Source organism: Mucilaginibacter defluvii (assembly GCF_039543225.1).
Taxonomy (GTDB): domain Bacteria; phylum Bacteroidota; class Bacteroidia; order Sphingobacteriales; family Sphingobacteriaceae; genus Mucilaginibacter; species Mucilaginibacter defluvii.
Genome location: NZ_BAABJI010000001.1, coordinates 755,850 through 769,823 on the forward strand (window position 1 = coordinate 755,850; position 13,974 = coordinate 769,823).

Here is a 13,974-nt window from a genome sequence, read left to right on the forward strand (position 1 = left end):
GATGCTCGATCACGGACTTCGGGAACTCAAGGAAGCATTAACAGGCGAACTACACACGGATGAACTGATGCGTGTACTATACGCCACGGATGCCTCTGCCTATTCCGAAATGCCGCTGGCTGTAGCCATTCCGGAAAACGAGGCTGATCTGAAAAAACTGATCGCCTTTGCCAATACGTACAAAACCTCGCTGATACCCCGCACGGCCGGTACCTCATTAGCCGGCCAGGTAGTAGGCAAGGGCGTGGTAGTTGATGTATCCAAATATTTTACGGAGATCATTGAAGTAAACACCGCCGAAAAATGGGTGCGTGTGCAGCCCGGCGTGGTGCGTGATGAATTGAACCGCTACCTGCGTCCGTACGGTTTGTACTTCGGCCCTGAAACTTCAACCGCCAACCGCGCCATGATCGGAGGTATGGTAGGTAACAATGCCTGCGGCTCCAATTCGCTGGTGTACGGTAGTACGCGAGATCATACGCTGGAGGTTAAAGCCTTGTTAAGCGATGGCAGCGAAGCGGTTTTCAGGCCGATGAATTTTGATGAATTCATTGCCGCGGGTGAGGGCGACACGCTCGAAGCATCGCTATACCGAACCATCAGGCAGCAGCTCGGCGACTGGGAAACACAGCAGGAGATTCGGCGTGAATTTCCTAAAGAAAGCGTTAACCGCCGCAACACCGGTTACGCTGTTGATGTGCTGGTGAACAGTAACCCTTTTACCGCCGGTGGCGGGGATTTTAATTTTTGTAAGCTGCTATGTGGCTCGGAAGGTACGCTGGCTTTTATCACCGAGATCAAACTGAACCTGGAAGAACTGCCCCCGCAAATAACCGGACTGCTTTGCGTGCACTGCCCCTCGGTGGATGCGGCTTTACATGCTAATATTATCGCCCTTAACTATCAGCCGCGTTCATGCGAGCTGATCGATCATTATATCCTGGATTGCACGCTCGATAATCCATCGCAGGCGCTTAATCGGTTTTTTGTGCAGGGCAGCCCCAAAGCTATTTTGGTGGTGGAGCTATCGGCAAAAAGTGATGATGAGTTGATTGCCATTGCCGCACGGCTTGAGGATGAATTAAGGCAGGGTGGTTTGGGTTATCATTTTCCGTTGCTTACGGGTAAACAGCAAAACGCGGTATGGTCATTACGCAAGGCTGGCCTTGGCTTACTGAGCAATTTGCCCGGCGACGAAAAGGCCGTGGCCGTTATTGAAGATACCGCCGTTGATGCCCTTGATCTGCCCGCTTACATAGCGGAGTTTAACCAAATATTAGCGAAGCATGGTCTCTACAGCGTGTATTATGCCCACGCCGGTTCGGGTGAGTTGCATTTGCGGCCGATGTTGAATTTAAAAACCGCCGATGGTGTAAAAAAATTTCGCATCATAGCGCAGGAAATAGCCGGACTGGTTAAAAAATACCGCGGCTCGCTAAGCGGCGAGCACGGCGACGGGCGGCTTCGCGGTGAGTTCATCCCGCAGATGATAGGGGAGAAGAACTACCGCCTGTTGCAAGCCATCAAGCAAACCTGGGATCCGCAAGGAATATTCAACCCAGGCAAAATAACAGGCACGCCGCCAATGGATGAGCACTTGCGCTATACACCCGGACAGCAGGTGCCGGAGATCAAGACCGTATTCCGCTTTCGCGGGCAAAATATTTTACAACATGCCGAGCAATGTAACGGCTCTGGCGATTGCCGTAAATCGGCGCAGGCGGGCGGCACCATGTGCCCATCGTACATGGCTACCCGTAACGAGCAGGATACCACGCGTGCCCGTGCCAACACGTTGCGCCATTATCTCACTAATTCCGAAAAACTGAACCGGTTTGACCATCCTGAAATAAAGGAGGTGATGGATCTGTGCCTGAGCTGTAAAGGCTGCCGGTCGGAGTGCCCATCCAGCGTGGATATGGCTAAGCTGAAAGCTGAGTTTCTGCAGCATTATTATGATGCCAATGGCACCCCTATGCAGGCGAAACTGATAGCCGCGCTGCCAAAACTCAATAAACTGGGTATGGCCTGGCCGGGACTGTATAATTTTTTTACGGCTGATAACGCTATCGGTAATGCGCTTAAAAAAAGTCTTGGTTTTTCCGCTAAACGTAACCTGCCGAAGTTGGCCCCACAAACCTTGAGGCAGTGGTATAAAAAGCAAGTTGATAAAAAGCAGCAGGGCAAACGTGTATACTTATTTTGCGATGAGTTTACCAATTATAATGATGTAAACATTGGCCAAAAGGCGATTAAACTGCTAAAAGCGCTGGGCTATAATGTAATTATTCCGCAGCACCTGGAAAGCGCGCGTACCATGCTCTCCAAAGGTTTATTAAGGCAGGCCAAAGCGGTGGCTGAAAAAAATGTAGAGCTGTTAGCTCCGCTGATAAGTGAGGATACGCCCTTGATCGGCATCGAACCATCAGCTATCCTGAGCTTTCGGGACGAATACCCTGACCTGGTGCGCGAAGAATTACTGCCACAGGCGCAGCAACTGGCTCAACATGCTTTGTTGTTTGAAGAATTTATCGCCCGTGAAGCAAGAAGTGGCAACATTACCAGTGATCAATTCACTACCGAACACCGGCAGATATTGCTCCATGGGCATTGCCAGCAAAAGGCCTGGAATGTGCAATCGGCATCGCAAACGGCGTTGAGCTTGCCTGCTAATTACCAGGTAGAGGTTATCCCTTCGGGTTGTTGTGGTATGGCGGGTTCATTTGGTTATGAGGATAAGCATTACGATGTTTCTATGCGTATTGGCGAATTGGTTTTATTTCCTGCGGTTCGTAATGCGGAAGCGGGCTGCATTATAGCCGCGCCGGGCACCAGTTGCCGCCACCAGATAAAAGATGGTACGGCGGTGACAGCACAGCATCCGGCGGAAATATTATGGGATGCGTTGGTCAAGACTGATGCCGTTAACTAAAACTTAATATAAAATTTGTTTATCAAGAATGAATTATGTTTAGTTTTGCTAAACATAATTTACAATGGCTACTATTATAAAAATGGTTGTTTTCGATATGGCCGGAACAACTATAAACGAGGAAAATATTGTTTACAAAACGCTTCATCAAGCCATAAACACAGCCGGATATAAGGTTTCCTTAAATAATGTATTAGCTGTAGGCGCAGGTATGGAAAAGCTGCAGGCAATCAAGAGCATATTACAAACTTATCTTGGCGTAAATGATGACCTGATAGCTGACAGCATATTTCAGGATTTTTCAAAGCGGCTGGATGAAGCTTATAGCAGTAGCAGCATGTCGCCGCAGCCCGGCGCGTTGGCTACATTTCAAGCGTTGCATAATAAGGGAATTTTGGTGATATTAAATACTGGCTATAGCGGTAGCGTAGCACGAAATATAATAGAGAAGTTAGGCTGGCAGGAGGGGTTGGAGTTTGACAGGTTGATAACCGCCAGCGATGTAAAAGGTGGCCGCCCCGCGCCGGATATGATTAACCTGGCAGCCCAAATGTACAGCATCAACACAGCGGAAATAGTTAAAATTGGCGATTCGGTAATTGATATTCAGGAAGGTAAAAACGCGGGCTGCGCCATGAGTATCGGTATTACCACCGGGGCGCATACGGTTGAACAACTGCAATCGGCACAGCCGGATCATATCATTAATAACCTGCTGGAGTTGCTGCCGCTGGTTTAATAATAACATAGTAAACAGAAGCGGGACTTGCATCATTTGCAAGCCCCGCTTTTGCGTATAGCTGGTAATATAATTTACTGCCTTGCGGCGATCAGTTGCTCGCAAAGCCCGAATGATAGCGTCATGCCGTTACCACCCAGGCCGTTAATGATGGTTACGCCCGGTTCGGGTTCCAGCACTAGTTCGGTTTGGCCGTTGGTAAGTTTAGGGTAGATGCCGTTCCAGGTTTGTACCACCTGGTTGTTTTTAAAGCGGGTAAAGGTGGCCAGGTAATCCAGTATCATGCGGTTGATGAATTCCTTGTCGAACGGATCGTGCGCCAACGCATACTCATGCGAATCGCCTACGGTAAGTTCGCCTAAATGATTTTGTGACACCATTACGTGAATACCCCATTTCAGGTATTCGGCATATTGATCCTCATAGCGGGCTTTCAATGCCGGTAATGATGGGGCGGCGCCAAAACCGGGGTAGTGGATCATGGAGAGGCTGCCGCAAAGCGACGGGCCAATGCGTAACCCATCAGGCTGTGCGGCAAGGCGCATCATTTGCAGTTTGCATTTGGTGAGCGGTGCCTCGGCAAACAGTTCAGGGTAAAGGGTTTCAAATTCGGCACCGCCGCAAACAAATACTTCATCGGCCTGCCAGGTGCGGCTGCCGCTGCGTACTTCGGTGTCATTTATCGCACTGATAGCGGTGTTCCAGTAAAAAGTTACGCCATGTTTTTCGGCCAGGTAGGCGGCAACCTGCCCGATGGCGGCACGGGCTTCCACAATCATTTCGGTACCACTCCATAACGCGCCCATTAATCCATCCGGGTTTACCGCGGGCGATTTGGCAAAGGCCTCCGCAGGTGATAGCAGGGCGCAATCGCGTACCGATTTGTTCAGATCGGCATATTCGGTCATTACCTGCAGTTCGTCATCATGGTAGGCCAGGTGGAGCGAGCCCACCTCATCATGCCAAATGCCGGCTTCGGTGGCTACCTGCTTCCAGATGCCGCGCGACAGCATGGCGCGTTCAAACAAGGTTCCGTTAGGCTGCCCTATAGGCCATATCATCCCGAAGTTGCGTATGGATGCGCCAACCGCGCGTTCGTTACGCTCAAATACGGTAACCTTATAGCCGCGTGTGGCCAGCGCACGGGCGGTAGCCAGGCCAACAATACCCGCGCCTATAACTATGGCTGATCTGTTATTCATTTTTATACTGCTGATAAATTCAATGTTTTGTTTTGCATTCGCGACCTGCGAGCGCTTTGTAAAAAGTAGATGAGCGAAAGCGTGCCCGCGATGCCGCCGGTAATGGCCAGGATAAGCAAAGCATCCTTAAAAAAAACATCCCAGCTTGCGCTGGGGTTGCCCAGCTCCTTCACCAGCAATACGCTAACGCTGCCCAGGTAGCCAATGGCATCGGCAATGTACATTACAAAGCCAACGTTACTCTTGTAGTTAAAGGAGGCAATCATCCGCTCAAAAAATATGGCATTGTAGGGCACGTAACCGGCGTAAAGGCCCAGTCCGGCAAGCGTCATCCAGGTAACAGTGCTGATGGTACCGGCATTAAACAGCAGGGTTGATATACCGGCAAGCAGGCATCCGCAGATAATAAAAACGTGGATAATGCCAAAGGCTTTCAGGTTATCCTTCACTAAAATTAGCAGACTAATACCTGCCAATACAGCAATGGATATAACCGAATCGATATTGGTATAAATGCTGTTGCTGGTAATACCGAGGCCATGCCAAATCTCCACCTCAAAATTATCACGAATATCGCGTATCACGGTAAGCATAACATACACTGCTACGGTGAGGATGATGCCAGGAAAAAAACGGAGCAAAAAAGCGCGGCGTTCGGCAGCGTTCATAGGGGTGCGCTCGGTACGTAGTAGTTTGTCCTGCTCGGTAGGTGGGGGCATTATCTCTAAAAACAGTACAAATAATATTAGGGGTATGGCAAATAAAGCCCCGGTTAAAAAGGGCATATAATATTCGTTTACATCAAAATTGCTGATGAGCGTGCGCCCGGCGGTTTTAACAAATCCGGAGGCGAATATCAGGCTGATGGATAATACCGCCGCCATAAACTCGGTAGCCTTACGCCCTTCCAGGTACCCGAATACCAGCCCCCAAATCATCCCCAGCGGGAAGCCGTTAACAAACAAAAATATAATATTATAGGGCGCGGGTACCAGCGCAAAGCCTAACAACGCCAGCCATGAAATGCCGATCAATATCAGTATGCTTTTTCCGCGGTTGAGTGCCTTTACCTCGGCTATAAAGCGGATGCCGTAAAATTTGCTCAGGGTGTAACCTAAAACCTGTGCGATAACAAGCCAGGCCTTATAACTTACTTGCATAAACTCAACACCCGGGTAAGTACCTGCCGCGAAGGCTTTGCGAAAAGCATACATGCAGGTGTAAGCCCCAAAGGCGGATATGGCGGCAAGTACCGAAATTACTCCGTAAGGCAATGTCCCTAACCGTTTTTGGAGGCGATGCTTTAAATGGTTGGTTGCATTAGGTATATTTTTGGTATGGGGCATGCTAAACAATTATAGTTTAGCAATAATAAACTTTGTTTATTAAAAATAAACAAAACCAACGTTAAGTTATCTTTAAGTGCTGGGGTGTTCCTCAAAAAAATAAAGTACCAGCATACTTGCTGTGCCCTTGCCCGCATTTTTCGGCGTATGCGCAAGGCGGCCATCAAACAGCATGGAATCGCCCTGACGTAAGGTATAGCTGCCATCCTCAAACTGGTATTCAACAGTTCCGCTTAAAATGTATTTGTATTCATAAGCGTCAGTTTGCACCATTGGGCGATGGGCGCCGGGTTCAAGCTCCAGTATCACCATATCAACCGTGGAGTTTTTGATGGACTGGGTAAATATGCGCTGGTAGTGAAAGCCGTGGGCATCCTCTTTTTCAAAATGCTCGTACTCGCTTTTTCTTTTGATGATGGGTGCCTGCCTGCCTTCTTTGTGCCTGATATCTTTAAAGAAAATATTCAGGTCAATATCCAGCGCTTTAATAATATCAATCAGTACAATAAGGGATGGTATGGTACGGCTGTTTTCAATTTGCGAAATGAGGCCTTTACTTACGTTGGCTTTGGTTGCCAGATCCTGTACGGTAATGTTCTTTTCGCGGCGGCGTTCTTTAATGCGGTTGCTTATCTGTATCAGAATATCGTCTTCCATCTATAATCAGGTTATTGGTTGAACCCAGGCAAAGTATATAATATAATAGCAACACACAAATAATAGAATGTTAAAACGGCCTGGAACGAGATTTTTACATCACTATAAATTATATAACTTTTGTTTAATAACATGTTAATATGTGTGCTTTTGCTTTGCCTTAAGCCATGCTACACACCACACGTACCCCCGAAGTTATAGTTGATGAAGTTTTCGCTTTGTATGAACGCCACGGCGATGAAGATTACATTGGCGAGCCTGTATCGCAGCTTGAACATATGAACCAGGCGGCATCATTAGCGGAGCATGAAGGTTATGATGATGAGGTGATATTAGCCGCTTTTTTTCATGACATCGGTCACCTGTGTGCCGCGCAGGGCGAAGCGGAGAGCATGGACGGTATGGGCAATGTGGATCATGAAAAACTGGGTGCCGATTATTTACTGGAACAAGGATTTTCTGAAAGAGTTGCCAATCTTGTTCGAGCCCATGTTATTGCCAAGCGTTACCTTACCTATAAATATCCGGAATATTACGAGAAGCTTTCGCCAGCCAGCCGGGTAACGCTTGAGTTTCAGGGCGGTATAATGAGTGCTGATGAAGCTACAGCTTTCGAAGCCAATCCGGATAAAGGCCTGATCATCCGTTTCAGGTATTGGGATGATGAGGCTAAGTTGGCGAATATTCCGGTTACTAATTTATCCGTGTTAAAACTGAAAGCGCTGGCGCATCTCAAAAGCCGCGTGTAACAAGCAATATGTTAACAAAGTTGCTGTGTTGTATGTGATTATTGTTATCATTTTGGGCTTCCATTAACATTCCGTCAATAAATCTTTAAGGTTTATTTAAACTAAACTTAGTTTATAAATAATAAACAACATCTATAATTGCTGCAATAAAATTAAAGTCACACCACCGATTTTTTTAAACAGCAAAAATGGAACACTTTTATCCGAATTTAAAAAGGCTGGCGCTATTTATTATGTGCTGCCTCTCACCGGTTATTTTGTTTGCCCAAACAAAAATTACGGGCACAGTAACCGACGAAAACAAGCAACCGCTGCCGGGCGTAACCATAATGTTAAAAGGCAGCAATCAGGGTACATCAACTGATATTTATGGCCGCTTTATTATTACAGCTAACCCCGGCGATGTGCTTGAGTTTAAGTTTTTAGGCTTTGCCCCACAGCAAGCTACCGTTGGCAATAGCAATACCATGGCAGTTGCCCTTAAAGGAGATAGCAAGGCACTAAACGAGGTGGTAGTAACCGCCCTCGGCGTAAAAAAGGAAACGCGACGCATTGGCTACGCTGTGCAAACCGTTAACGGCGAAGACGTAACTACTGCCCGCGATCCTAACCCTATAACTGGCTTAACCGGTAAGGTGGCAGGTTTATCAGTAGGCCCATCGGCTGAGTTGTTGGGTGCGCCAAGCGTGCGTATACGCGGTAACCAGATATCACTTTATGTGGTTGATGGTATTCCTATTAATACCGATACTTACAATATCAGCCCTGACGATATTGATACTTATACTGTACTTAAAGGCCCGGCTGCTGCTGCGTTATATGGTAACCGTGCATCATACGGCGCTATATTAATCACCACTAAAAAAGGCAACAAAAATAAAAAAGGCCTAACGGTTGATGTTAACAGCAGTACCGTTATCAATACCGGTTTCCTGGCTTTTCCGCGTGTGCAAAAATCATACGGCGCGGGCGAGAATACCTTTTACAAATTTGTTGACGGTAAAGGCGGTGCGCCGGGTGGTGTTGATGCCGATTACGATGTTTGGGGTCCTTATTTTGCCGGTCAGCTGATTGAGCAGTATGACAGCCCGATCATTAACGGCGTACGCCAGCCAACCCCTTACACTGCGCGTGGTGCCAATAACCTGGACAACTTTTTGCGTACCGGTTATCAAACCAATAATAACGTGGCGTTAAGCGCTAATGGCGAAACCTATAACATTCGTTTATCAGCGTCGCAGCAGCATCAAAACAGTTATATACCTGAGCAGTACCTTGATATAGCGAACGCTAATATTTATGCTTCATTTAACCCTAACCCACGCTGGAAATTTGAGGGCAATATTAACTACAACCGTCAAACAACCGATAATTTTCCGGATGTGCAGTATGGTCCGAACAGCTTGATCTATAACATCGCTATCTGGACAGGTGCCGACTGGGATGTTAACGCCCCGGATATAAAAGCCATATGGCAGCCGGGTAAAGAGGGTGTTCAGCAGCAGTTTGCAGAATATACCCGTTACCATAACCCATGGTTCATGGTGAAGGAGTGGACCCGCGGCCATTACAAAAATGATCTGTACGGCTGGATGTCTGCCAACTTCAAAATCAACAATAACCTTAATGCTACTTTGCGTTCACAAGTCAATACTTACAATATTTTACGTACCGAAAAAATGCCGTTCTCGGCGCACCCTTACGGCCGTGAAGGTAACCAGGGCGATTACCGCGAAGACCGCCGCAACCTGTACGACAGCAATACCGAGCTGATGTTAAACTATGATTACACCATCAAAAAATTCCTGAATCTGTCGGGTTTGGTTGGCGGTAACATCCGTAGTTTCAATTACAATTCTAACTGGACATCAACCGACTACCTGAACGTACCCGAGGTTTACAGCTTCAGTAATTCTAAAAACCCGGTACAGTCAACCAGTTTCGCGTCAGATATGCGGGTAATAAGCGCTTATTACTCGTTGGATGCCAGCTTTGGTAAGTACGCTACTATATCAAGCACCGGCCGTATTGATAAATCATCGGCTTTCCAGGCGCCTACCACTTATTTTTATCCAAGCGTATCGGTAGCTACCGTAGTATCTGATTACGTGAAACTGCCGGAGGTGATCAGTTTCCTGAAAGCAAGGGCTTCATTCTCAAACATCCGTTCGGATGCTACCTCAACTACAATAGGCCCTGCTCCGTTCAATTCTATTACCGCGCTGGGCGGGTCAACCGGTTCATCTTTATTTACTAATCCACTGGGTTATGGTACTACTTATAACTCACCTTATAACGGTCCGGATTATTCACTGGTGTCATCATACTCAATCAGCAAGCCATACAACAGCCAAACGGCAGGTTACGCGCCTGACTACCTGTACCAAAACAACATCAAAACATCAACCCGTGTAAACTATGAGGAAGGTTTTGATATCCGTTTTCTGCAAGGCCGCGTAGGCTTAAGCGGTACAGCATTCCAGTACATTGATGGTCCGCGTATATTGCCAAATGCTATTTCAACCGCAACAGGTTATACAATTGAGTATGTAAACGCGCTTAAAACCAAAAAGAACGGTTATGAGCTATCGCTTAGCGGTACACCGGTTAAAAACAGCGGTGGCTTTACCTGGGATGTATTAGTGAACTTTGCTACGTTTAAAGAGGTGTACAAAGAGCTGCCTCCGGGTCAGGATACTTACCAAACCTTCTTTAAAGCAGGCGACCGTACCGATAAATTATATGGTACCGCGTTTGTTCGCAACCCTGACGGGCAGATTATTAACGATGCTGCCGGCAAGCCGCTTATTAATCCTGTATCGCAATACTTAGGTAACATGAATGCCAAGTACAACTGGGGCGTTAATAACAAAATACGTTACAAAACCGTTAGCCTGGGCTTCCAGTTTGATGGTTCGGTAGGCGGCGTGATAGTTGATTACATGCACAACAAAACCATGCGTGGTGGTGCCAATATGGAAACCGCTGAAGGTGCCCTGGGAGCCGCCCGTTACCGCGATTGGCAAAACTATGGCAAAGCCGGTTACAACGGCAGCTACGTAGGCGAGGGTGTGGTTATATCAAACGGCGCATCTATCAACTATGATTCAAAAACAGGTGCTGTATTAAATTACGGTGAGCTGCAATACGCGCCAAACAAGCAAACCGCCTTTGTGCAGGATTATGTGAGCAAGTATTATAATGCTGATGAGGCCAACCTGATGAGCAAAACCTTCTCAAAACTGCGTGAGGTTACCATCGGCTTTGATTTTCCGAAACCGATGCTGCAAAAAACCTTCATCCAAAAGGCCACCCTGTCATTATACGGCCGTAACCTGCTTTACTTCTATAAGGATAAGCGCTTTAAGGATGTTGACCTTGACCAGTATAACTATGCTGCGGCTTCAACCGGCCTGCAATCGCCAACCGTGCGCAGTTATGGCTTTAACCTTAACCTGTCATTCTAAACTTACTTAGCACTAACAAAATGAAAAAGATTTTAAAACAATATATATTACCGGTAGCCGTCGCGCTATCAGTAACGGGTTGTAAAAAAAGCTTTGACGAGCTTACCAAAAACAACAACCTGCCAAGTAAGGTGCCCGCCGCGTTATTATTTAACGGCGTGCTTAACAGCATTGCCGAGCTGCCTGACGGCCAAAAAGAGATCTACAGCCAGTACTACCTGTACAACTATGATTATTATGGCAATAACCGTTATGATTTTGGGGGTGGCGATGATTATTACACCGTGCTGAAAAATGTTCAGGAGATGGAGAAACAGGCTGCTGCCACCGGTGGCGCTGCCATAAACCCGTATGAGGCGTTAGGTAAATTCTTTAAAGCCTACCTGTTTAGCAAAATGAGTTTGGAGATGGGAGATATCCCGATGAATGAGGCGCTTAAGGGTCTTGATAAACTGGAGCCGGCTTATGATACGCAAAAGCAGGTAATGCTGCAATCGTTAGATTGGCTGGAAAGTGCTAATAGTGATTTAGGGCAGCTAATAGCCAAACCTAATGATTTTGGTACTGGTGAAGGCGCGTCTTTAAAGCCCGAAAGCGATATATACTTTAAAAACGATTTGCCGTTACGTTGGCAAAAGGTAGTAAACGCATTAAATATCCGCTTGCTTATTCAACTGAGCAAAAAAACCGGTGATGCCGATTTAAAAATAGCTAGCCGTTTTGCTAATATTATCAACAACCCGGCAAAATATCCATTAATGACGAGTAATGATGATAATATGCAATACCTGTTCAGAACGCCAAATAACTTTTACCCGCAAAACCCTAATAATTTTGGGCAAAGTGGTTCGCGTAAAAACATGTCATCTACATATGTTGGCTTGTTAACGCAGCTTAAGGACCCACGTGTATTTGTAACTGCTGAACCTGCACGCGACCTGGTAGACAAGCAAAAACAAAGCCCTACAGATTTTGCATCATTTGTAGGTGCCGATCCGGGGCTTGACCAGGGTGTGATGTACAATAACGCGGGGTTACAGAAGTACTCGTTCCTAAACCGTAAGCATTTTTATTCAACCTATACAGGCGAGCCAAGCATCCAGATCGGTTATCCGGAATTGATGCTGAATATTGCCGAAGGTATTAACCGTGGCTGGGCAAGTGGGGACGCCGAAAACTATTACATTAAAGGCATTCAGGCTTCAAGGGCATCATACGGTATTCCGCAAACCGGCACTTTTACGGCCTATTTTTACCGCCCTGGTTCAACCACAGGCGTTAACGTAGATGGTAATTATGATAATTACACGGTAAGCGCTGATTTCAATACCTATTACAATCAATCTACCGTGAAATATGCCAATGGTGCCGATGGCTTGAAAAAGATACTGCAACAGCAATACCTGGCCTTGTTCCGCCATTCGGGTTTGCAGTCGTACTTCAACTATCGCCGTACGGGTGTGCCCACCTTTACAACCGGTCCGGGTACAGGTAATGGCGGCCGTATAGCCAAACGCTTCCGTTATCCGGATGCGGAGCGCACGGCAAACGCCAAAAATTACCAGGCAGCTTTGGATAAACAATTCAGCGGTAACGACGATATAAACGGCGTTATGTGGATACTTCAATAATTACGTAAAACCAGCAAACGGCCATTAGCAATAATGGCCGTTTGCTTTAAATGGCATCAATATATATGAAAAAATTTGTTTTGATAACGCTTGTAGCCCTAAGCCTGAGTTACGCCAACGCACAAACTAAAACGCAAAACCTGATTATCGTTACCCTTGATGGCCTGCGCTGGCAGGAAGTGTTTCGCGGTGCCGATTCGGTACTGGTCGCCTCAACCTTTACCGGGGATAAGGACGGCGTAAAAAAGAGATATTGGGCAGCCACTGCCGATGAACGGCGTAAAATACTAATGCCCTTTTTATGGTCGGTAGTAAGCAGGCAAGGGCAGGTTTATGGCAACCGCGATCTGGGTAATAAGGATGAAGTGGCCAACCCTTACCATTTTTCTTATCCGGGATATAACGAAATTTTCACCGGCTTCCCGGATAAGCGGATGAACACTAATGACCCAGTCACTAACCCCAACATGAATGTGCTTGAATTTATCAACAAGCAAAAAGGTTATCAGGGTAAGGTAGTGGCCTTTTCGTCGTGGGAACGCTTCCCGCAGATATTGAATGCCTCGCGCTCAGGCCTGCCGGTATATTCAGGTTATGCGGATGTGAAAACCAAGGATGCAAACGAGCGTATCAAATACCTGAATGAACTGCAGCACAACGTACCGCATTACCTGGGCGATTCAACCCGTTTGGATTTTATTAGCTATGAATACACCAAGGAATACATTAAACAATATAAACCCAGGGTAGTATACCTGGCTTTTGATGAAACGGATGATATGGCGCACGAGGGTAACTACAGTTTTTACCTGGACCGGATAAAGCAGGAAGACGGCTACATCAAAGCCCTTTGGGATATGGTGCAGAGCGATCCGGCTTATAAAGGCAAAACCACACTGCTCATCACTTGTGATCATGGTCGGGGCGAGCAACCTATTGAATCCTGGCGCAGCCACGGCGCGGATGTAAAAAACTCCGAGCAAACCTGGTTCGCAGTATTAGGCCCGGATACCCCGCCAACCGGCGAAGTAAAAACCGCTACCACTACTTACCACAAGCAATTTGCCCAAACCATGGCGCTGCTGCTTGGCTTTGACTTTAAGAAAGCCGCCGGACATGAGGTGGGCGATGCCATCATGTCGGTAATTAAAAAATAACTTTATTGCATTATAAAAGCCGGTTCATGCTTGTGAACCGGCTTTTTTGTGTTACTCCGTATAGTTGTACTGGCAAACAATACACATAGTTAGT

The 13,974-nt window shown here is 46.8% G+C and carries 9 protein-coding genes; 6 read left to right on the forward strand and 3 right to left on the reverse strand.

The window, feature by feature from the left end; genetic code table 11:
* The first annotated feature begins 1 nt into the window (after position 1).
* On the forward strand, positions 2–2,932 hold the full coding sequence (locus tag ABD960_RS03340; protein ID WP_345329468.1) for an FAD-linked oxidase C-terminal domain-containing protein: 2,931 nt from the start codon (positions 2–4) through the stop codon (positions 2,930–2,932).
* Positions 2,933–2,996: 64 nt separating this feature from the next.
* Positions 2,997–3,671, forward strand: a complete 675-nt coding sequence (locus ABD960_RS03345) for an HAD-IA family hydrolase (protein ID WP_345329469.1) — start codon at positions 2,997–2,999, stop codon at positions 3,669–3,671.
* A 74-nt stretch (positions 3,672–3,745) separates the two neighbouring features.
* Here the strand turns inward: ABD960_RS03345 and ABD960_RS03350 are convergent, their stop codons facing one another.
* The 3 genes from ABD960_RS03350 to ABD960_RS03360 all read right to left on the reverse strand — a co-directional run bounded on the left by ABD960_RS03350 (position 3,746) and on the right by ABD960_RS03360 (position 6,876).
* The gene (locus tag ABD960_RS03350) at positions 3,746–4,873 is read right to left on the reverse strand and encodes a TIGR03364 family FAD-dependent oxidoreductase (RefSeq protein ID WP_345329470.1); all 1,128 of its coding nucleotides are present in this window, start codon (positions 4,871–4,873) and stop codon (positions 3,746–3,748) included.
* Between the two features lie 2 nt (positions 4,874–4,875).
* Entirely contained in the window at positions 4,876–6,219 is a 1,344-nt protein-coding gene (locus tag ABD960_RS03355) for a DUF5690 family protein (protein WP_345329471.1), read from the reverse strand.
* 72 nt (positions 6,220–6,291) lie between these two features.
* Positions 6,292–6,876, reverse strand: coding sequence for a helix-turn-helix domain-containing protein (locus ABD960_RS03360; protein WP_345329472.1), 585 nt, complete (start codon positions 6,874–6,876; stop codon positions 6,292–6,294).
* Positions 6,877–7,043: 167 nt separating this feature from the next.
* Between ABD960_RS03360 and ABD960_RS03365 the strand changes: the two genes are divergently transcribed.
* The 4 genes from ABD960_RS03365 to ABD960_RS03380 all read left to right on the forward strand — a co-directional run bounded on the left by ABD960_RS03365 (position 7,044) and on the right by ABD960_RS03380 (position 13,880).
* Positions 7,044–7,625, forward strand: a complete 582-nt coding sequence (locus ABD960_RS03365; protein WP_345329473.1) for a phosphonate degradation HD-domain oxygenase — start codon at positions 7,044–7,046, stop codon at positions 7,623–7,625.
* A 188-nt stretch (positions 7,626–7,813) separates the two neighbouring features.
* Positions 7,814–11,092, forward strand: a complete 3,279-nt coding sequence (locus ABD960_RS03370; protein ID WP_345329474.1) for a SusC/RagA family TonB-linked outer membrane protein — start codon at positions 7,814–7,816, stop codon at positions 11,090–11,092.
* A 20-nt stretch (positions 11,093–11,112) separates the two neighbouring features.
* A complete protein-coding gene (locus ABD960_RS03375; protein ID WP_345329476.1) occupies positions 11,113–12,723 on the forward strand; it encodes a SusD/RagB family nutrient-binding outer membrane lipoprotein in 1,611 nt (536 codons plus the stop codon).
* A gap of 65 nt (positions 12,724–12,788) precedes the next feature.
* A complete protein-coding gene (locus tag ABD960_RS03380) occupies positions 12,789–13,880 on the forward strand; it encodes an alkaline phosphatase family protein (protein ID WP_345329478.1) in 1,092 nt (363 codons plus the stop codon).
* Positions 13,881–13,974 lie beyond the last annotated feature (94 nt).